Here is a 20,321-nt window from a genome sequence, read left to right on the forward strand (position 1 = left end):
CCCCCCCCCCCCCCCCCCCGCCCCCCCCCCCCCCCCCCCCCCCCCCCCCCCCCCCCCCCCCCCCCCCCCCCCCCCCCTTCTCGTGTGTGTGCGGACGGCCGGCGTCAGTTCTTGACGCGGGCGGTGTTGTAGAGCTTGGCCGTGAACTCGGCGTTCTGCTCCAGGGTGTAGCCCGGCTTGCTCGCGAGGAGGGCCATCGCGTCGGAGGCCGAGACGAGGCTCAGGGTGCTGTAGTCACCCCAGACGCAGAGCGGGACTGTCATGACCTTGGGACCCTTGTACTTAGGGTCCGTGTTCGTGGCCTTCATCTCCTGGCACTTCATGACGGCTCCGTCGAAACCGGCGGGGCTCATCGCCTTGGGGCTGCCGATCAGTTCGACCTGGCCCTTGCCGTCCTTGGCGACCTTCTGCTGGAACACCGCGAAGTAGGAGTCGACGGACTTCTCCGGGTCGGCGATCTCGCCGTAGACGCCGTTGAAGCTCAGGCCCTTGACCGCGAGGGGATTGTTGGGGTCGGTGATCCGGTAATCCATATCCACCGCGGTCGGGTTCTTGATGCCAACGGCCTCCGCCGCCTTGCGGTCCTCGTCGGTGAACGGATCCTGCTTCTGCGTCGTGCTCTTCTTGAAGTCGTTCACCGTCTCCGGCGCGACCAGCTTGTATCCCTTGGTGGCGTCGGAGACCGAACCGCCGCTGCCGCCGCCCAGGAAGTACCAGCCGCCGCCCGCGACCACGGCCACCGCCACGACCACGCCGATGATGACGCCCGTCCTGGACTTCTTCGGGGTCTCCTGCGGGGGCATCCCGCCGCCGTACGGAGGCTGCTGGGGCTGCTGGTAGCCGTACGGGGGCTGCTGCTGCGGCTGCTGCGGGTAGCCGGGCGCCGACGGGGGCTGCTGGGGGTAGCCCGGCGGGGTCGGGGCCGGGGGCTGCTGGCCGTAGCCCTGTGAGGGGGCGCCGGGCGGCGGCGGGGCCTGCTGCGGATATCCGTAACCCGGCTGCTGCGGGGCGGGCCCGCCGTACGGGTTCGGCTGCTGTGGGGGCTGCTGCCCGTACGGTCCGGGCTGCTGCGGCTGCTGGCCGTATGGTCCCGGCTGGTTGAAACTCATCCCGCGTCCCCCTGTGAGGTTGCTGCTTATCCGTTCCTCACATCCTGACGGAAGGCGGACCCGGTCGGGGCGCCGGGGTGCCAGGCGTTACCGAACCACGACGCCGCCGGGACGTCCGTACGGGCCACGGGGACGGCCCGGCCACGGGCCGCGTCAACGGAAGGCCCCGTCGTGCAATGGATTCGTACCGTGGGCGGCACCCCTCCGTATCCTGTGCCCCGTGACCGAGAACACGCAGCACCCAGTGCCCCCAACTCCGAACTGCCGACCCAGTACGCGCCGGCCGAGGTAGAGGGCAAGCTCTACGAGCGCCGGCAGAGCGCGGTTACTTCGAGGCGGACGCCAAGAGCGAGAAGCCCCCGTTCGCCGTCGTCATCCCGCCGCCGAACGTCACGGGCAGCCTGCACCTGGGTCACGCCTTCGAGCACACGCTGATCGACGCCCTCACCCGCCGCAAGCGCATGCAAGGCTTCGAGACCCTGTGGCAGCCCGGCATGGACCACGCCGGCATCGCGACGCAGAACGTCGTCGAGCGCGAGCTGGCCAAGGAGGGCAAGTCCCGTCACGACCTCGGCCGTGAGGCGTTCGTCATCGCCGACCGGCCGAAGGACAGCGGCTTCCGCGACGAGGCCGCCGAGGCGGAGATCGCGACCGTCCAGGCCGTGGTCACCGAGGTCCGCCGGTTCCGCAAGGAGCAGGGCCTGCAGGACGGCCAGAAGGTTCCGGCCCGCCTGGACCTGTCGGGTACGGCGCTCGCCGCGCACGAGGGTGCCATCCGTCAGCTGCTGCGCCTCCAGCCCGAGGGCGACGCCTTCAGCGCCACCGCGACCCTGCCGGTCGCCGGTGCCACCGTCGCGCTCGACCTGTCGGGCACCATCGACGTGCCCGCCGAGCGCAAGCGCCTCTCCAAGGACCTCGGCCTCGCCGAGAAGGAGAAGCAGCAGGCCGAGGCGAAGCTCGGGAACGAGGCGTTCATCGCCAAGGCCCCCGACAACGTCGTGGACAAGATCAAGGGCCGGCTGGCCAAGGCCGAGGCGGACATCGCCCGGATCCAGAGCCAGCTGGACGCGCTGCCCGCCGCGTAAGCACGGTGACGGGCCCCCGTACGGCTTTCAGGCCGTACGGGGGCCCTTCGCGTACCCGGGACCTCACAGCAGCCGGGTGCCGAACCGCTCCAGGACGAGTACGGCGACGACCGCGTACAGGGTCAGCGGGACCAGCCGGTGGGGGAGGGCCCGCAGCGGGGAGCCGGGCCGGGACAGGTACCGCGTGACGTACCGGAACAGCGGGATCACCACCGCCCGGACGAGCACGCACCACGGGCAGAGCGCGCCGATCACGTACAGGCACTGGCCGATCAGCCACACCGTGAACGCGAAGCCCGCCGCGGCCCCGACCCCCGACGCTACGAGGGTCCGGGGCGGCCGGGTAGGGCGGAAGGTCGCGGGTGCGCGGGGCCGTCCGGCCCTGCCCGGGGGTAACCGGAGTGCCGCATATCACTTCATATGTCCCCGGATCGGATCCGCTCCCGGCACACCGACCACGGATGATGGGAGGCATGCGCGTCAAGCCCGTCGTCCTCGCGGCGTACCACCGGGTCGCCGCCTCGGGCCGCCGGCGGGCCGAGGGCTGGGCGGCCTCGCCCCGCGCGCTGGACGTCCTCACGACCCTGAGCTGCCTGGCCCTGGTGGCGCTGGACCTGCCCGGTCTCGCCGCCGCCGACAACTCCCTCAACGGTTGGCTGGCCGCCCTCGTGCTGGCCGTGGGCTGTTCGAGCCTGCTGGTGCGGCGCCGGGCGCCGTGGGTCCCGTACGTGACGGCCCTGCTGTTCGTCGGCTGGCTGCACGAGCTCACCCTGATCCAGTTCGCGCTGTACTCGGTCGGCCGCTACCGGGGCCGCCGGGCCGGGGTCCTGGCCACCGTCGGCTACGTCGCCTTCGCGTTCGCGGTGTTCAGCATTCCGGGCTGGCCCGAGCCGCGGATCCAGACCCTGAGCTCCTTCCTCAGCCTCGTCGTGCCGATCGGGGTGCTGGCCTCGGCCGTGGGCATCGCCGCCTACCGGCACGACCTGGTGCGGGAGCTTGAGGCCCGGCAGGCGGAGTCGGCGGTGTCGAACGCCGTCCAGGAGGAGCGGACGTCGGTCGCCCGGGACGTCCACGACTTCGTCGGGCGGGAGCTGACCCTGCTGACGGTGCGCTCCGAAGTGCTCTCGGTGCGGGCGCGGCAGACGGCGCACGCGAAGGACTTCGAGGAGCTCGCCGACACCGCGCGGCGGGCGCACCTCGTGCTGAACGAGATCATCGTGCAGCGCGGGGAGCGGGACGCGACCCCCGGCGTGGAGGGGCTCGCCGCGCTGGCGCGGGAGAGCGACCGGGCGGGCTCGCCCGTACGCCTGACGCTGGACCCGGAGGTGCACGGGCTGTCGCCGCTGCGGCAGGCGGCGGTGTACCGGGTGGTGCAGGAATGCCTGACGAACGCGGCCAAGCACGCCCGCGGGGAGACCATCGAGGTGTCCATCGCCACGCGGGGCCCGCTGCTGCGCATCGCCGTCCGCAACGGCGTCCCGGACGGTACGCCGGGCCGGGCCCCCGTCTCGGCGGGCTCCGGCACGGCGAGCATGTCGGAACGCGTGAGCAGCCTGGGCGGGACCCTGACGGCCACCCGTACGGACGACGGCTACCTGGTGGTGGCCACCCTGCCGCGCTCCTGACGCCGCGAACCCGTGGTCGTCGCGGCCCGGGCCCGCGGCCCGCCGGGTCGGTCAGGCCCCGGCCGGGGCCCGCAGGCCGTTCAGGGTGTCCAGGTCCTCGACGCAGCGGCCCGAGCCGAGGGCCACGCAGTCCAGCGGATCGTCCGCGACGAAGACGGGGATGCCGGTCGCGGCGGCGATGCGCAGGTCCAGGCCGGGGAGGAGCGCGCCGCCGCCGGTGAGGACGATGCCGTGTTCCATGACGTCGCCGGACAGCTCGGGCGGGCACTCCTCCAGGGTGGCGCGGACGGCGGCGATGATGGCCTCGACCGGTTCGTCGAGCGCGGCCCGTACGTCGGGGGCGGTGAGTTCGAGGGTCTTGGGCATGCCGCCGACCCGCTCGCGGCCGCGCACGGTGAAGGTGAGGGTCTCCAGTTCGGGCCGGTCCGGGACGGGTCGGGCGGAGCCGATGGCGACCTTGACGTCCTCGGCGGTGCGCTCGCCGATCAGCAGGGAGTGCTCCTTGCGCACGTGGTCCATGATCGCCGCGTCGAGCCGGTCGCCGCCGATCCGCAGGGACCGGGCGGTGACGATGCCGCCCAGCGAGATGACGGCCACCTCGGAGGTGCCGCCACCGATGTCGACGACCATCGAGCCGCGGGCCTCGGCCACCGGAAGTCCCGCGCCGATGGCCGCGGCCATCGGTTCCTCGATGAGGTGGACGGACCTCGCGCCGGCCCGGGTGGAGGCCTGCACGATGGCCCGTCGTTCGACCGGGGTCACCCCCGAGGGCACGCAGATCACCATGCGGGTGCGCGGGCGCCGGCCGGGGACGGCCTTGCGCACGAAGTGTCGGATCATCTCCTCCGCCGCCTCGTAGTCGCAGATCACGCCGCCCCGCAGGGGGCGGATCGCGGTGATGGAGCCCGGGGTGCGGCCGATGGTCTCCTTGGCCTCCGTACCGACGGCGAGCGCCGTGGTCGTGCCCGCCCTGACCGCCACCACGGACGGCTCATTGAGGACGATCCCGTGGCCCCGGGCGTAGACGAGGGTGTTGGCGGTCCCCAGGTCGATTCCTATGTCGCGGCTGGAAGCGGTCTTTTTGGTGCTGGCCTGCGGCATTTGTTCCCCAATCTCCTGTCCGCAAGGCTTGCATAACGATCCGGTCGCGTTCCCCGTCGAAGGTCCCGAAACGGCCGGGCCGAAAGTCCTCGGGGTCCCCGTCCGTAGACTGGGGTCCGTGAGTGACCAGCAGCCCGAGAGCCACGACCGAGACAACACCGTCGACGAGTTCGACCAGATAGTCGCGGAGGAGTCCGACCGCGACCCGGACCTGGCGGTGATCGAGGCCGGCAGTCGCACCCTGCGCGCGCAGGCCGGAGCGCCGCAGGGCGACCCCGTGCCGTCCCGCCCCGAGGACCCCGAGGTGGCGAAGGCGCTGCTGGAGGTGGAGCAGGAGCTGGCCACCCGCTGGGGCGAGACCAAGCTGGAGCCGTCCGTCAGCCGGATCTCCGCGCTGATGGACGTCCTGGGCGAGCCGCAGCGCGCGTACCCGTCGATCCACCTGACCGGCACCAACGGCAAGACCACCACCGCCCGCATGATCGAGGCCCTGCTGAACGCCTTCGAGCTGCGCACGGGCCGCTACACCAGCCCGCACGTGCAGTCGGTCACCGAGCGGATCAGCCTGGACGGCGCCCCGATCAGCGCCGAGCGCTTCATCGAGACGTACCACGACGTGAAGCCGTACGTGGAGATGGTGGACGCCGCCGAGGAGTACCGGCTGTCGTTCTTCGAGGTGCTCACGGGCATGGCGTACGCGGCCTTCGCGGACGCTCCCGTCGACGTGGCCGTCGTCGAGGTCGGCATGGGCGGCAGCTGGGACGCCACGAACGTCATCGACGGCACGGTCGCCGTGATCACCCCCATCAGCCTCGACCACACCGACCGGCTCGGCACGACGCCCGGTGAGATCGCCCAGGAGAAGGGCGGCATCATCAAGCAGGACGCGACCGTCATCCTGGCGCAGCAGCCGGTGGACGCCGCGCAGGTGCTGCTGAAGAAGGCCGTCGAGGTCGACGCGACGGTGGCCCGCGAGGGCATGGAGTTCGGCGTCGTCGCCCGCGAGGTGGCGGTCGGCGGCCAGATGCTGACCCTGCGCGGGGTGGGCGGCGAGTACGACGGCATCTTCCTGCCGCTGTACGGCGCCCACATGGCGCACAACGCGGCCGTCGCCCTGGCCGCCGTCGAGGCGTTCTTCGGGATCGGCGGGGAACACGCCCGCGAGCTGGACGGGGACACCGTGCGGAAGGCCTTCGCCTCGGTGACCTCGCCGGGTCGCATGGAGGTCGTCCGCCGCAGCCCGACCGTGGTGCTGGACGCCGCGCACAACCCGGCGGGCGCGCGGGTCACCGCCGAGGCGGTCACCGAGGCGTTCGGCTTCAGCCGGCTCATCGGGGTCGTGGCCGCGAGCGAGGGCAAGGACGTCAAGGGGGTCCTTGAGGCCTTCGAGCCGATCTTCGCGGAGGTCGTCGTCACGGAGAACACCAGCCACCGGGCGATGGGCGCGGACGAGCTGGCGGCCGTCGCGGTCGAGGTCTTCGGCGCCGACCGGGTGCAGGTGGAGCCGCGGCTCGACGACGCGCTGGAGGCCGCCGTCACCCTGGCGGAGGAAGAGGCCGAGTACGGAGGGGCCGGGGTCCTGGTGACCGGTTCCGTGATCACGGTGGGCGAGGCCCGCCTGCTGTTCAAGAGAGGCTGAGGGATCGATGCGCACGCTCTGCGCGAGCACGCTGATCGGTGAGTTCTTCATCGTCGGCTTCGCGGGCCTGGTGGCCATGAAGAACCCGGACCTGACCCAGGCCCAGGTGTGGACGGTCTGCGGCGTGACCATGCTGCTGTCCGTGCTGCTGTGCGGGATGCTCTCGCGCCCGGGCGCCGTACAGCTCGGCTGGGCGCTCCAGGTCGGACTGATCGCCAGTGGATTCGTGGTGCCGACGATGTTCTTCCTGGGCGCGGCCTTCGCCGCCCTGTGGTGGTGCTCGGTGCACTACGGCCGGCGGATCGACGCCATCAAGGCCCGCTGGGCCGAGCAGGCGGAAGCGGCCGCTCCTGACGCTGCGTGACGGTTCACCGTGATGGCCCTGTAGATTCGCCCTACCGCACCCGTATGCCGCAAGGAGTTCCCACCATGACCCAGCGCACGCTCGTCCTGCTCAAGCCCGACGCCGTTCGCCGCGGCCTGATCGGCGAGATCGTCGGCCGCATCGAGCGCAAGGCCGGCTGGACCATCCCCGCGCTGGAGCTGCGCACGCTGGACGCCGAAACGCTGGAGACCCACTACGGCGAGCACAAGGGCAAGCCCTTCTACGAGCCGCTCATGGGCTTCATGTCGAGCGGTCCGGTCGTCGCCCTGGTGGTCGAAGGGGAACGCGTGATCGAGGGAGTCCGCCAGCTGGCCGGACCCACCGACCCGATCGCCGCCGCGCCCGGCTCCATCCGTGGTGACTTCGGGAGCATCACCCGGGAGAACCTGATCCACGCGTCGGATTCCGAGGAGTCCGCGGAGCGGGAACTGAAGCTGTTCTTCCCCGCGCTCTGAATACTCTTTCCTGACGAGACATCAGCCGAATAGCGCTCACGACCTGGGGCGACCGAAGTAATTTCGGTCGCCCTTCGGTATTACCGGGCCCTTCGGGGAACGCATGGACAGGACGCGACGTCACCACTAAGGGGACGGGTATCCGTTCCGGCGGGATTGCCGGAGTCCCGTCGCGCGGTGTCCGTACTTGCGGCACTACGATGGGGCCTCCACCCACACACCCACCTCGCCGACCTGACAGCAGCCGCTATCAACTGGAAGGCCAGACGCTCCTCATGGGGAACAAGGGGAACACTATGTCGTTCATCGGCCGTGACATGGCGATCGACCTCGGGACCGCCAACACGCTGGTGTACGTGAGGGGCCGGGGAATCGTCCTGAACGAGCCGTCCGTGGTCGCCATCAACACGAACACCGGTGGCATCCTGGCGGTCGGCTCCGAGGCGAAGAAGATGATCGGCCGGACGCCCGGCAACATCGTCGCCGTACGGCCCCTCAAGGACGGCGTGATCGCCGACTTCGAGATCACCGAGCGGATGCTCCGGTACTTCATCCTCAAGATCCACAAGCGCCGCTACCTGGCCCGTCCGCGCGTGGTGGTCTGCGTGCCCTCCGGCATCACCGGAGTGGAGCGACGCGCCGTCATCGAGGCGTCCACGCAGGCCGGCGCCCGTCAGGTGCACATCATCGAGGAGCCCATGGCCGCCGCCATCGGCTCGGGCCTGCCCGTCCACGAGGCCACCGGAAACATGGTCGTGGACATCGGCGGCGGCACCACCGAGGTCGCCGTGATCTCCCTCGGCGGAATCGTCACGGCACAGTCCATCCGGGTCGCCGGCGACGAGCTGGACAACGCGATCATCCAGCACATCAAGAAGGAGTACTCGCTCCTCCTCGGCGAGCGCACCGCCGAACAGATCAAGATCACGATCGGGTCGGCGTACGACCTCGACAAGGACGAGCACACCGAGATCCGCGGCCGCGACCTCGTCTCGGGCCTGCCCAAGACCGTGGTCATCTCCGCCGCCGAGGTGCGCAAGGCCATCGAGGAGCCGGTCAACGCCATCGTCGACGCGGTCAAGACGACCCTCGACAAGTGCCCGCCGGAACTCTCCGGCGACATCATGGACCGCGGCATCGTCCTGACCGGAGGCGGCGCCCTGCTGCGCGGCCTCGACGAGCGGCTGCGCCGCGAGACGGGCATGCCGATCCACATCGCGGAGGATCCGCTCGACTCCGTCGCGCTCGGCTCCGGCAAGTGCGTGGAGGAGTTCGAAGCCCTCCAGCAGGTCCTGGACGCCCAGCCCCGACGATGACCGGATCCCCGTCGAAGGGGCAAGCGGAACACAAGGATCCGCCGTACGGGTGCTACCGCGCCGGTGCGGCGGATCGTTGATATACAGGCACAGTCCGGTCGGAGTCCCGGCTCCACCGGAGCGGCTCCGCCGCACGGGTATCTACGAGGAAGGCACGGCCGCCGCACGTGAGGGACACACGAGAGAGCCGGCTGCTCCTGGTGCTTCTGATCGCCATCGCGTTCGCATTGATCACGGTGGACATCAGAGCGGGCGAGGAGTCTCCGGTCGACGGTGCCCGGCAGGCCGCCGCGGCGGTCTTCGGCCCGGTGGAGAAGGGCGTCGCGACCGCGGTGGACCCGGTCGCCAACGCCATAGGGGCGGTGCGCGACTCCGGTGAGCGCCACAACCGGATCGCCACGCTCGAACGCGAGAACAGCATGATGAAGGCGAAGCTCGGCAGCGAGGACCAGAACCGCAGCCGGATCCGCGAACTCGACGAGATGCTCAAGCGCGCCGGCGCCGGCCAGTACGGCATCAAGGGCGCCGAGGTCATCGCCATAGGAGCGGCCCAGGGCTTCTCCTGGACCGTCACCATCGACGCCGGCAGCAAGGACGGCATCGAGCGCGACATGACCGTCCTCAACGGGGACGGGCTCGTCGGCCGGGTCGCCACCGTCGGCCCCGACACCGCCACCGTCGTCCTCGCCAACGACCCCGACTTCACCGTCGGCACCCGGCTGGAGAAGACCAACGAACTCGGCTTCGCCACCGGCCAGGGCGACCGGGCGCTCTCCGTCCAGATGCTCAACGGCAAGGCCAAGGTGAGCCCCGGCGACCGGCTCGTCACCTTCGGCTCGCGCGGGAACAAGCCCTTCGTGCCCGGCGTCCCGATCGGCGAGGTCGTCAAGGTCGACCCCTCGCGCGGCGACCTGACCCGGACCGTGTGGATCCGCCCGTACGTGGGCTTCTCCCGCCTGGACATCGTCGGCGTCGTCGTCATGCCCCCGCGCGAGGACCCCCGCGACACGGTCCTGCCGCCCAAGCCCGAGGCCCCCAAGCCGACCCCGACCGTCACGGTCACGGTCACCCCGTCCGCCGGCGTGTCCGGCAAGCCGGCCGACGAGTAGGAGCTGACCGTCATGCGCTTCAACCGGATCCTGCTCTCGGCCACCCTCATCGTGGTCGCCCTCGTCGTCCAGGTCTGCGTCCTCGGCCGGCTCCAGCTGCCCGGCGCCGTACCCGACCTCGTCCTCCTGACCGTCGTCGCCCTCGCCCTCGTCTACGGGCACCTCAGCGGCGCCCTCATCGGCTTCGGCGCCGGGCTGCTCACCGACCTGGCCCCGCCCGCCGACCACGCCGCCGGGCGGTACGCGCTCGTGCTGTGCCTGATCGGCTACCTCGTCGGCCTGGTCCGGCCCGACAACGGACGGTTCCGCTCGGCCTGGGGGCCGATGCTCACCGTCGTCGCCGCCGCGATCGGCTCGACCCTGCTGTACGCCGGAGTGGGCGCCCTCGTCGGCGACACCGCCGCCCGGCACGTGGGCCTGACCGGGCTGGTGTTCACCGCCACCCTCTACGACCTGCTCCTCGCGCCCTTCACGGTGCCGTTCATCATGGCCCTGGCCCGGCGCGCCGAGAACGACCCGATGGCGGTCGAAGCGGGCGGCGGACCGCCCCAGGGCAACGACGTGTCGAGCGGCTGGCTGGCCGGCGGCACCGGACTGCGCATCGGCAGCCAGCGCGGCGGCCTGCGCCTGAAGACCGCACGGGGCCGTGCCAACCGGGCCGGCCGCATAAAGGGCGTCAAGGCAGTGAAGAGCGTGAAGAGCGTCAAGAAACTGTGAGACGGGAGCGGACGTGAGCAACATCCCCGAGACCGGCCGCACCTCCCGGGTGCGGATCCGCCTGGTCATCATCCAGGTGCTCGTCCTCTCCATGTTCGTCACCCTCGGCGGACGCCTGTGGTACCTCCAGATCCGCAACGGCGAGGAGTACTACCACGAGGCGAAGAGCAACCACGTCCAGCGGGTCGTCCAGCCCGCCGTGCGCGGTTCGATCCTCGACGCCCGCGGCATCGCCCTCGCCGACAACGAGACCCGCCTGGTCGTCTCCGCCAGCCGCACGAAGCTGATGAAGATGAAGGACCGGGGCAAGGCCGTCATGACCCGCCTCGCCGGCGTCCTGGACATGGCTCCGAAGGAAGTCATGGACAAGGTCCGGCTCTGCGACTCCGAGACCCCCAAGCCCTGCTGGAACGGCTCCCCGTACCAGCCGATCCCGGTCACCCTCGAAGCCACCACGCAGCAGGCACTGCAACTGCGCGAACGCCCCGAGGACTTCCCCGGCATCACCGCGGAGCCCACCGCCGTCCGCCGCTACCCCGCCCCCGGCGGGACCCGCACCGCCCAGGTCCTCGGCTACCTCTCGCCGGTCACCGACGTGGAGATCCAGAAGGCCAAGGACACCGACTCGCCGCACCTGCGGTCCGACCAGGTCGGCCGTTCCGGCATCGAGCGCACCTACGACACGCAGCTGCGGGGCAAGGCGGAGGTCACCTCGTACGAGGTCGACAACCTCGGCCGGGTCATGGGCCAGACCAAGTCCGACCCGGGCGTCCCCGGGTCGACGCTCGTCACCAGCATCGACGCGCGGGTCCAGTCCGTCGCCGAGTTCGAACTCCAGCAGGCGATGAAGACCGTCCGCAACGAGACCGACAAGATCACCGGCCGCAAGTACGAGGCCGACTCGGGCGCCGTCGTCGTCATGGAGACCAAGACCGGCCGCATCGTCGCGATGGCCTCCCAGCCCGACTACGACCCGAACGCCTGGGTCGGCGGCATCTCCGGCACGGACTACGCCAGGCTGACCAGCAAGAGCTCCAACTACCCGCTGCTCAACCGGGCCATCCAGGGCCAGGCACCCGCCGGCTCCATCTTCAAGGTGGTCTCGGCGAGCGCGGCCGTACGGGCCGGCTACGACTTCGACGGCAAGTACAACTGCAGCAGCTCCTACAGCCTGGGCGGCCGCAGCTTCGCGAACTTCGAGTCCAAGGGCCACGGCCCCATCACCCTCGGGGACGCCCTCAAGTTCTCCTGCAACACCGTCTTCTACGCCCTCGGCCACAAGGAATGGCAACGCGACGGCGGCCTCAAGCCCAACAAGGACGCCCACGACTGGTTCTACCGGACCGCCCGCGAGTTCGGGCTCGGCTCGGAGACCGGGGTCGACCTGCCGAACGAGGTCACCGGCCGCATCCCCGACCGCCGGTGGAAGAAGAGCTTCTGGGCGGCCAACAAGGACTCCTGGTGCAAGCAGGGCAAGAAGGGCGGCACCTACGTCCAGCAGATCGCCTACGAGAGCTGCCTGGAGGGCAACCAGCTCAAGGCGTTCGACAGCATCAACTTCGCCATCGGCCAGGGCGACGTCCTCGTCACCCCCATCCAGATGGCCACGGCCTACGCCGCCATCAGCAACGGCGGCACCCTCTACAACCCCACCGTCGGCAAGGCCGTGATCAGCCCCGACGGCAAGCGCATCGACATGATCAAGCCCGCCTCCCACGGCCGGCTGCCCGTCGACGCCAAGACGATCAACGACCTCGACAAGGGCCTGCGCTCCGTCGTCGCCCCCGGCGGCACCGCGGCCTGGCGGTTCGGCGGCTGGCCCCTCGACAAGATCCCGATGCGGGCCAAGACCGGCACCGCGCAGGTCTACGGCAAGCAGACCACCTCGTGGCTGGCGACCTACACCGACGACTTCACCATCGTCATGACGATCTCCCAGGGCGGCACCGGCTCCGGCGCCTCCGGGCCCGCCGTCCGCAACATCTACAACGCCATGTACGGCCTCGACATGGCCGGCAACCAGGACCCGAAGCGGGCCCTGCTGCCGAAGCCGCAGGCACAACTGCCCAGGGTCAACCCGGACGGCTCCATCGAGGCCCCCGAGATCAAGCCCTACGTGCCGCCGTCCCCGGAGGAGCTGGCACCGCCCGCACTCGCCGGGCCCCCCGCCGCACCCCCCAAGCACCAGGACTGAGGACCGAGGACCGCACGACATGCAGACCGCCAACAAGTTCTCCGTCTCCCGGTACGCGCCCGAGCGCGGGACGGTGGCCAAGCTCACCGCCCGCGACTCCGTCGTGCGCCGGCTCGACTGGCCGATACTCCTGTCCGCGCTCGCCCTGTCCTTCATCGGCGCCCTGCTGGTGTGGTCGGCCACCCGCAACCGGACCCAGCTGAACCAGGGGGACCCGTACTACTTCCTGTTCCGGCACGCCATGAACACCGGCATCGGCCTCGTGCTGATGATCGGCACCATCTGGCTCGGGCACCGCACCCTGCGCGGCGCCGTACCGGTCCTGTACGGGCTCTCACTGGTCCTGATCATCGCGGTGCTCACCCCGCTGGGCGCCACCATCAACGGCGCCCACGCGTGGATCGTGATCGGCGGCGGCTTCTCCCTCCAGCCCTCCGAGTTCGTGAAGATCACGATCATCCTGGGCATGGCGGTGCTGCTCGCGACCCGGGTGGACGCGGGAGACCTCGCCCACCCCGACCACCGCACCGTCGTCAAGGCGCTGTGCCTGGCCGCCGCCCCGATGGGCATCGTCATGCTGATGCCCGACCTCGGCTCCGTCATGGTCATGGTCGTCATCGTGCTCGGCGTACTGCTGGGCTCCGGCGCCTCCAACCGCTGGGTGCTGGGCCTGATCGGCTCCGGCGCGGGCGGGGCGATCCTGATCTGGCAGCTCGGCGTCCTCGACGAGTACCAGATCAACCGCTTCGCGGCCTTCGCCAACCCCGAACTCGACCCGGCGGGCGTCGGCTACAACACCAACCAGGCCCGCATCGCGATCGGCTCCGGCGGACTGACCGGATCGGGCCTCTTCAAGGGCTCCCAGACCACCGGCCAGTTCGTGCCCGAGCAGCAGACCGACTTCGTCTTCACGGTCGCGGGGGAGGAGCTGGGCTTCCTCGGGGCCGGGCTGATCCTCGTACTGCTGGGCATCGTGCTGTGGCGCGCCTGCATGATCGCCCGCGAGACCACCGAGCTGTACGGGACGATCGTCTGCGCCGGGATCATCGCCTGGTTCGCCTTCCAGTCCTTCGAGAACATCGGCATGACCCTCGGCATCATGCCGGTGGCCGGCCTGCCGCTGCCCTTCGTTTCCTACGGAGGATCCTCGATGTTCGCCGTGTGGATCGCGGTGGGCCTGCTCCAATCCATCCGGGTGCAACGGCCCCTCTCGGCCTGACGGCGGGCGGGATCGAACAGGGCCCCACGGCGGGGCCGGAGGCGGGTCGGGACGTTCCCGGCCCGCCTCCGGCCGGTCGTGGCGCCCTCCCGCCGCGGCCCGAACCGGTCTAGATTCGGTTCATGGCGGACAGCAAGCGTGAGATCGAGCGGAAATTCGAGTTCGCGCCCGGCAAGGCCGGGAAGCCCGGGAAGGACGCCAAGCCCCGGAAGGGCGCCAAGGCGGGCAAGCGCGCGAAGTCCGGGGCGGACCCGGCCCGCGTCCCGGACCTGACCGGCACCGCCGGGATCGCGGAGACCCGGGACCGGGGCACCGTCCTCCTCGATGCCGTCTACTACGACACCACCGACCACCGGCTCGCCGCCGGCGGGGTCACCCTGCGGCGCCGAACGGGCGGCGAGGACGCGGGCTGGCACCTCAAACTGCCCGTCTCCCCGGGAGTCCGCGACGAGGTCCACGCCCCGCTCACCGACCCCGAGGGAGGCTCCGACGCCGTGCCCGGCGCCCTGGCCGCCCTCGTCCGCTCCCGGACCCGGCGACAGCCACTCGAACCGCAGGTCCGACTGGTCACCTCCCGCGACGTGGTCCACCTGCTCGACGCCGAGGGGCAACTGCTCGCCGAACTGGCCACCGACGCCGTCCTCGCCGAGCGGGGCACCGCCACAGCCGAGTGGACCGAGGTCGAGGTCGAACTCGCCGACGGGACGGACCCCGCGCTCCTGGACGCCGTCGAGAAGACCTTCGGAGAGGCCGGACTCAAGGTCTCCGACGCCCCCTCGAAACTGGCCCGCGCCCTCGCCGACACCGGCGCCGCACCGCCCGCCCCGCCCGGCACGGAACCCGCCGACGGATCGGCCGGCGCGCACGTCCTCGCGTACCTGCGCGCCCAGCGCGACACCCTCGTGGCTCAGGACCCCGCCGTCCGCCGCGACCTCCCGGACTCCGTGCACCAGATGCGCGTCGCCACCCGCCGACTGCGCAGCGCCTTCAAGAGCTACGGCAAGGTCCTGGACCGCGAGGTCACCGACCCGCTCGGCGAACAGCTGCGCCGACTGGCCGCCGAACTCGGCGTCGACCGCGACCAGGAGGTACTGGCGCGGCGACTGCGCTCCCGGCTCGACGAGCTCCCCGCCGACCTGCGGCTCGGCCCGGTCACCGACCGGCTGCGGACCTGGGACACCGAACGCCGCCGAGCCTCCCGCGACCAGGCCTTCGCCGCACTCGACAGCGCCTGGTACGCGGGCCTGCTCGACACCCTCGACGCCGTGCTGGCGGACCCCCCGCTGCTCAAGGCCGCCGCCCGGCCCGCCGAAAGCGTCCTGCCCGAGGGGATCCTGCACGACGACGAGCGACTCGCGGGCCGCGTCGAACACGCCCTGGCGATGGAACCGGGCAAGGACCGAGACGTGGCGCTGCACGGCGCCCGCAAGGCCGCCAAGCGGGCCCGGTACGCGGCCGACGCCGCCCGGGCGGCGCTCGGCAAGCCGGCGAAGCGGATGTCGAAGGCCGCCCAGTCCGTACAGACCCTGCTCGGCGAACACCAGGACAGCGTGGTCTCCCGGGAGGCGCTGCGCGCCATCGCCGCGCAGGCGGCGGGCGCGAGCGAGGCGTCCTTCACCTGGGGCCTGCTGTACGCCCGCGAGGAGGCGTACGCCGAGCGCCTCGAACGGGAACTCCCGGACGTCTGGGCCGAAGCGCGCGACCCGAAGCTCCGGTCCGCACTCAAGTGATCATGTGGGCAGGGCGTGGCGGCCCTCGGGGTACGCTTGAGAGTCGCCCCCTGCCCGCTTCACGAAAGTCGCGTGATGTCCGAGTCGGTCTTCCCACAGCTCGAAGCTCTGCTCCCGCATGTGCAGAAGCCCATCCAGTACGTCGGTGGTGAGCTCAACTCCACGGTGAAGCCGTGGGAGAGCGCGGACGTCCGCTGGGCGCTCATGTACCCGGACGCGTACGAGGTCGGGCTGCCCAACCAGGGCGTCATGATCCTCTACGAGGTGCTGAACGAGCGGGAGGGCGTCCTCGCGGAGCGCACCTACTCCGTGTGGCCGGACCTCGAAGAGCTGATGCGCGAGCACAAGGTCCCGCAGTTCACCGTGGACAGCCACCGCCCGGTCGGCTCCTTCGACGTCTTCGGACTGTCGTTCTCCACCGAGCTCGGCTACACCAACATGCTGACGGCCCTGGACCTCGCGGGCATCCCGCTGGAGGCCAGGAACCGCACGATCGACCACCCGATCGTCCTCGCGGGCGGCCACGCGGCCTTCAACCCCGAGCCGATCGCGGAGTTCATCGACTGCGCCGTCATCGGCGACGGCGAGCAGGCCGTCCTCGACATGACCGAGATCATCCGCGCGTGGAAGGCCGAGGGCCGCCCGGGCGGCCGCGAGGAGGTCCTGCTCCGCCTCGCCAAGACCGGCGGTGTGTACGTCCCGGGCTTCTACGACGTCGAGTACCTGCCGGACGGCCGCATCGGCCGTGTCGTGCCGAACCGCTCCGGCGTGCCGTGGCGCGTGTCCAAGCACACCGTCATGGACCTCGACGAGTGGCCGTACCCCAAGCAGCCCCTGGTCCCGCTCGCCGAGACCGTCCACGAGCGGATGTCCGTGGAGATCTTCCGCGGTTGCACCCGCGGCTGCCGTTTCTGCCAGGCCGGCATGATCACGCGCCCCGTGCGGGAGCGAAGCATCACCGGCATCGGCGAAATGGTCGAGAAGGGCCTGAAGGCGACCGGCTTCGAGGAGGTCGGCCTGCTGTCGCTGTCCTCGGCCGACCACACCGAGATCGCCGACATCGCCAAGGGCCTCGCGGACCGCTACTCGGACGACAAGGTGGGTCTGTCCCTCCCGTCGACCCGCGTGGACGCGTTCAACGTGGACCTGGCCAACGAGCTGACCCGCAACGGCCGCCGCTCGGGTCTCACCTTCGCCCCCGAGGGCGGCTCCGAGCGCATGCGCAAGGTCATCAACAAGATGGTCTCGGAAGAGGACCTGATCCGGACCGTCGCCACCGCGTACGGCAACGGCTGGCGCCAGGTGAAGCTGTACTTCATGGTCGGCCTGCCGACCGAGACCGACGAGGACGTCCTCCAGATCGGTGACATGGCGGTGAACGTCATCGCCAAGGGCCGCGAGGTCTCCGGGCAGAACGACATCCGCTGCACGGTGTCCATCGGCGGGTTCGTGCCCAAGCCGCACACCCCGTTCCAGTGGGCGCCGCAGCTGTCCGCCGAGGACACGGACGCCCGCCTCGGCAAGCTCCGCGACAAGCTCCGGGGCGACAAGAAGTACGGCCGCTCCATCGGCTTCCGCTACCACGACGGCAAGCCGGGCATCGTCGAGGGCCTCCTCTCGCGCGGCGACCGCCGCATCGGCGACGTCATCCGCGCCGTGTACGAGTCCGGCGGCCGCTTCGACGGCTGGCGCGAGCACTTCTCGTACGACCGCTGGATGGAGGCCGCCGAGAAGACGCTGCCCGCGTACGGCGTGGATGTGGCCTGGTACACCACCCGCGAACGCACGTACGAGGAAGTCCTGCCCTGGGACCACCTGGACTCCGGCCTCGACAAGGACTGGCTCTGGGAGGACTGGCAGGACGCCCTCGACGAGACCGAGGTCGAGGACTGCCGCTGGACCCCGTGCTTCGACTGCGGCGTGTGCCCGCAGCTCGACTTGGACATCCAGATCGGACCGACGGGCAAGAAGCTGCTTCCACTCACGGTCGTGAAGTGACCCCCGGCCGATCCGGCCGCCGAAGCGCCTGACGTGCCCCCACCGGAAATGGTGGGGGCACGTTGCTTTGTGGCCCCGTGCCGCAACGGCTCGGACCCGTGGTGTGTCCTTCAGGGCATGGATACCGAGAAGCCACAGCACGTGCCCGGCGGCGAAGGGTGTTTGGTGGGGGTGCTGCGGGTCCCCGTGAAGATCGTCGCCGTGCTGGTCGTCCTACCCGTACGGCTGATCTGGGACCTGCTCGTCCTCGCCGCGCGCACCACCCACCGGCGGGCCCTGCGCCCGGTCGGCGCGGCCGTGGCCCGGCTGTTCTCCGGCCTGTACCGGTACGTCCTGACCCCCCTCGGGCACGGGATCGCGTGGCTGGCCCAAGGTGTCGCCCTGGTGGTGAAGTGGTTGCTGCTGGGCCTCTTCCATTGGCCGTGGGTGGGGCTGTGGCGGTACGTCCTCGTGCCGGTGGCTGCCGCCGTCCACCGGTACCTGCTCGCCCCGCTCGGGCGCGGACTCGTACGGGCGGTCCTCGCCCTCGGGCAGTACGTACTCGCGCCCCTCGGTCGGGGCCTGGTCCTGCTGGTCACCGCAGTCCACCGCCACCTGCTGGCCCCGGCGGCGGGCGGACTGTACCGGTACCTGCTGACCCCTCTCGGGCACGGGCTGCGCTGGTTCCTGCCGAGGGCGTTCGCCGCGGTCTTCGTGTGGCCGTGGGTCGGTTTGTGGCGGTACGTCCTGACTCCGCTCGGGCACGGGATCGCGTGGCTGGCCCGGGGCGTCGGCCTGGTGTCGAAGTGGTTGCTGCTGGGCCTGTTGTGTTGGCCGTGGGTGGCCCTGTGGCGGTACGTCCTGGTTCCGATCGGCACCGCGACGTACCGGTACCTGCTCGCCCCGGTCGGCCGGAACCTGTACCGCTACCTGCTGGCTCCCCTCGGACAGCTCCTCGTCTCCGCCTGGCGACTCGCCGGGCGGATCAGCCGCGCACTCGGCCGCGGACTGCTGTGGTTGTGGCGCGGCTGTGTCGCCCGCCCCTGCGCCTGGGTCCACCGCCACGTCGCCACACCGGCCGGTCACGCCCTCCGCGCCGTGTGGCGCACATCCCGCACCGCGGTGCGGGAGGCCCGCGACGAGGTGCGCCGCCTGCTGTTCGGTACTCCTCCCGGGGAACCGGTGAGGTCACGGGCGCGTACTCTGGGTAGTACGAAAGCCGCAGGCAACGCGCCCGCTCCCGAGATCTCCCTGCGCAAGACGCAGGGGTGAGCCGGAGGCAGGGCGTGGCCGGCAGGCCCCACAGACACTCAGGGCGACGTGCGAGCCGCGACGCCCCGCACAAGGAGAAGAACCACTGGGCAAGCGACAGCCCGAAGGCCCGCCTCCCGCACCGGTGGTGCAGCGCATTCGACTGCGTTACACCAAGCGTGGCCGCCTCCGGTTCACCAGTCACCGAGACTTCCAGCGAGCCTTCGAGCGGGCACTGCGCCGCGCGGAGGTGCCCATGGCGTACTCGGCCGGCTTCACCCCGCACCCCCGCGTCTCGTACGCGAACGCCGCACCGACCGGTACCGGCAGCGAGGCCGAATACCTGGAGATCGCGCTCGCGGCCTCCCGGGACCCCGAAAAACTCCGTGCGCTGCTCGACGAGTCCATGCCCACCGGGCTCGACATCATCGACGCCGTCGAGGCCCGCACCTCGGGCCTCGCCGACCGGCTGACGGCCTCCGTGTGGGAACTGCGCCTGGAGGGCGTGGAGCCCGCGGACGCCGAACGGGCCGTGGCGACCTTCCTCGCGGCCGAGGCCGTGGAGGTCCAGCGCCGCACCAAGAACGGCGTGCGTACCTTCGACACCCGCGGGGCCGTGGTCAGCCTCGAAGCACTTCCGGCTCAGGCTGATAGGCCGCTGGACAATGCTTGTGCGATACTGCGGCTGGTTGTTCGGCATTTGACACCTGCCGTGCGACCCGACGACGTCCTGTCCGGTCTCCACGCTGTGGCCGACCTCGCGCCGCCGGTCCCCGCAGCGGTGACCAGGCTGGCGCAGGGGCTCTTCGACGAGGAGTCCGGCACGGTGACCGACCCGCTCGCGCCCGACCGCGAGGCCGTCACGGCCGCCCCACCCACGGCCGCCGTAACGACCGACGCGAAGGCGCCGGAAGGTCCCGCCGCGTAGGGATCGTCGTCGTCGCGCAGCCCTGGCACTCGGGAGCCACCTGGGTCGGGCAGCGCATTGACCTGAAGACTTCCGCCAGGCCGTACGGACAACACGTACGGAACCGGCGGCCATGGACTACAGCTCCCGTGTGGCGAACGCGCCCCGGAGGCCGGCTCCGCGCTCATTACGCGGCGGCCGTGCCGGACCGGACGTCAGCCGCGGCGCCCGGGAGCGTGACGGGAGAACCCCGCATGCTCAACACCGAAAACGAGAACACCCCCGCTGCCGACAGTGGCAGCCCCAGCGACAACCTGCCCCCGCGCAGGCGTCGCCGCGCCGCTTCCCGGCCCGCCGGCCCGCCCGGCGGCGTCGTCGCGGCCACCGAAACCCCCGCCGCCGCGGCCCCCGCGCCCGTGGTCGAGAGTCGCCGTCGGCGCTCGCGTTGTCCAGGGAGAGCGGGTACGGGGTGAAGTAGTGGGCGAACACCAGCTTGCGGCCC

Annotated in this window: 15 protein-coding genes and 2 pseudogenes; 14 read left to right on the top strand and 3 right to left on the bottom strand. The window is 71.1% G+C overall.

Features of this window, described 5'->3' with window-relative positions; genetic code table 11:
• Positions 1–104: 104 nt before the first annotated feature.
• A complete protein-coding gene (locus tag NOD94_RS32185; RefSeq protein WP_281209710.1) occupies positions 105–1,109 on the bottom strand; it encodes a hypothetical protein in 1,005 nt (334 codons plus the stop codon).
• Positions 1,110–1,438: 329 nt separating this feature from the next.
• Here NOD94_RS32185 and NOD94_RS32190 point away from each other — a divergent pair.
• Positions 1,439–2,194, top strand: a pseudogene (locus NOD94_RS32190) (class I tRNA ligase family protein); the annotation flags it as partial.
• A gap of 63 nt (positions 2,195–2,257) precedes the next feature.
• Here NOD94_RS32190 and NOD94_RS32195 read toward each other — a convergent pair.
• A pseudogene (locus tag NOD94_RS32195) lies at positions 2,258–2,515 on the bottom strand (vitamin K epoxide reductase family protein); the annotation flags it as partial.
• A gap of 152 nt (positions 2,516–2,667) precedes the next feature.
• Here NOD94_RS32195 and NOD94_RS32200 point away from each other — a divergent pair.
• Positions 2,668–3,819 carry a histidine kinase gene (locus NOD94_RS32200; protein ID WP_281209711.1) on the top strand — a complete coding sequence of 384 codons (1,152 nt, stop codon included), beginning with the start codon at positions 2,668–2,670 and terminating at the stop codon, positions 3,817–3,819.
• Positions 3,820–3,870: 51 nt separating this feature from the next.
• On the opposite strand, the gene NOD94_RS32205 is transcribed toward NOD94_RS32200, so the two are convergent.
• The gene (locus tag NOD94_RS32205; protein ID WP_281209712.1) at positions 3,871–4,920 is read right to left on the bottom strand and encodes a rod shape-determining protein; all 1,050 of its coding nucleotides are present in this window, start codon (positions 4,918–4,920) and stop codon (positions 3,871–3,873) included.
• Between the two features lie 118 nt (positions 4,921–5,038).
• Between NOD94_RS32205 and NOD94_RS32210 the strand changes: the two genes are divergently transcribed.
• The 12 genes from NOD94_RS32210 to NOD94_RS32265 all read left to right on the top strand — a co-directional run bounded on the left by NOD94_RS32210 (position 5,039) and on the right by NOD94_RS32265 (position 19,840).
• Positions 5,039–6,559 carry a folylpolyglutamate synthase/dihydrofolate synthase family protein gene (locus NOD94_RS32210; RefSeq protein WP_281209713.1) on the top strand — a complete coding sequence of 507 codons (1,521 nt, stop codon included), beginning with the start codon at positions 5,039–5,041 and terminating at the stop codon, positions 6,557–6,559.
• A 7-nt stretch (positions 6,560–6,566) separates the two neighbouring features.
• Positions 6,567–6,923: a DUF4233 domain-containing protein gene (locus tag NOD94_RS32215; protein WP_281209714.1), complete on the top strand. Its 357-nt coding sequence runs from the start codon at positions 6,567–6,569 to the stop codon at positions 6,921–6,923.
• 65 nt (positions 6,924–6,988) lie between these two features.
• A complete protein-coding gene (gene ndk / locus NOD94_RS32220) occupies positions 6,989–7,399 on the top strand; it encodes a nucleoside-diphosphate kinase (RefSeq protein WP_281209715.1) in 411 nt (136 codons plus the stop codon).
• Between the two features lie 296 nt (positions 7,400–7,695).
• On the top strand, positions 7,696–8,715 hold the full coding sequence (locus NOD94_RS32225; RefSeq protein WP_008738981.1) for a rod shape-determining protein: 1,020 nt from the start codon (positions 7,696–7,698) through the stop codon (positions 8,713–8,715).
• A gap of 167 nt (positions 8,716–8,882) precedes the next feature.
• Positions 8,883–9,824 carry a rod shape-determining protein MreC gene (mreC, locus tag NOD94_RS32230; RefSeq protein ID WP_281209716.1) on the top strand — a complete coding sequence of 314 codons (942 nt, stop codon included), beginning with the start codon at positions 8,883–8,885 and terminating at the stop codon, positions 9,822–9,824.
• A gap of 12 nt (positions 9,825–9,836) precedes the next feature.
• Positions 9,837–10,541, top strand: coding sequence for a rod shape-determining protein MreD (gene mreD / locus NOD94_RS32235; RefSeq protein WP_281209717.1), 705 nt, complete (start codon positions 9,837–9,839; stop codon positions 10,539–10,541).
• A 13-nt stretch (positions 10,542–10,554) separates the two neighbouring features.
• The gene (mrdA, locus tag NOD94_RS32240; RefSeq protein WP_281209718.1) at positions 10,555–12,735 is read left to right on the top strand and encodes a penicillin-binding protein 2; all 2,181 of its coding nucleotides are present in this window, start codon (positions 10,555–10,557) and stop codon (positions 12,733–12,735) included.
• Positions 12,736–12,754: 19 nt separating this feature from the next.
• On the top strand, positions 12,755–13,954 hold the full coding sequence (gene rodA, locus NOD94_RS32245) for a rod shape-determining protein RodA (RefSeq protein WP_281209719.1): 1,200 nt from the start codon (positions 12,755–12,757) through the stop codon (positions 13,952–13,954).
• A 122-nt stretch (positions 13,955–14,076) separates the two neighbouring features.
• Positions 14,077–15,684 (top strand): CYTH and CHAD domain-containing protein, encoded by a 1,608-nt coding sequence (locus NOD94_RS32250; protein WP_281209720.1) that lies wholly within the window; start codon positions 14,077–14,079, stop codon positions 15,682–15,684.
• 72 nt (positions 15,685–15,756) lie between these two features.
• Entirely contained in the window at positions 15,757–17,682 is a 1,926-nt protein-coding gene (locus tag NOD94_RS32255) for a TIGR03960 family B12-binding radical SAM protein (protein WP_281209721.1), read from the top strand.
• Positions 17,683–17,799: 117 nt separating this feature from the next.
• The gene (locus NOD94_RS32260; protein ID WP_281209722.1) at positions 17,800–18,933 is read left to right on the top strand and encodes a hypothetical protein; all 1,134 of its coding nucleotides are present in this window, start codon (positions 17,800–17,802) and stop codon (positions 18,931–18,933) included.
• Positions 18,934–19,060: 127 nt separating this feature from the next.
• A complete protein-coding gene (locus NOD94_RS32265; RefSeq protein WP_281209723.1) occupies positions 19,061–19,840 on the top strand; it encodes a TIGR03936 family radical SAM-associated protein in 780 nt (259 codons plus the stop codon).
• The last annotated feature ends 481 nt before the right edge of the window (positions 19,841–20,321 follow it).

This window comes from Streptomyces sp. Isolate_45 (assembly GCF_024721315.2).
Lineage (GTDB): Bacteria > Actinomycetota > Actinomycetes > Streptomycetales > Streptomycetaceae > Streptomyces.

Coding starts and splice junctions, on each gene's coding strand:
- ndk (WP_281209715.1), top strand. CDS start 6,989: ATGACCCAGCGCACGCTCGTCCTGCTCAAGCCCGACGCCGTTCGCCGC.
- NOD94_RS32205 (WP_281209712.1), bottom strand. CDS start 4,920: ATGCCGCAGGCCAGCACCAAAAAGACCGCTTCCAGCCGCGACATAGGA.
- NOD94_RS32225 (WP_008738981.1), top strand. CDS start 7,696: ATGTCGTTCATCGGCCGTGACATGGCGATCGACCTCGGGACCGCCAAC.
- NOD94_RS32185 (WP_281209710.1), bottom strand. CDS start 1,109: ATGAGTTTCAACCAGCCGGGACCATACGGCCAGCAGCCGCAGCAGCCC.
- rodA (WP_281209719.1), top strand. CDS start 12,755: ATGCAGACCGCCAACAAGTTCTCCGTCTCCCGGTACGCGCCCGAGCGC.
- mreD (WP_281209717.1), top strand. CDS start 9,837: ATGCGCTTCAACCGGATCCTGCTCTCGGCCACCCTCATCGTGGTCGCC.
- NOD94_RS32250 (WP_281209720.1), top strand. CDS start 14,077: ATGGCGGACAGCAAGCGTGAGATCGAGCGGAAATTCGAGTTCGCGCCC.
- NOD94_RS32260 (WP_281209722.1), top strand. CDS start 17,800: ATGGATACCGAGAAGCCACAGCACGTGCCCGGCGGCGAAGGGTGTTTG.
- NOD94_RS32215 (WP_281209714.1), top strand. CDS start 6,567: ATGCGCACGCTCTGCGCGAGCACGCTGATCGGTGAGTTCTTCATCGTC.
- NOD94_RS32200 (WP_281209711.1), top strand. CDS start 2,668: ATGCGCGTCAAGCCCGTCGTCCTCGCGGCGTACCACCGGGTCGCCGCC.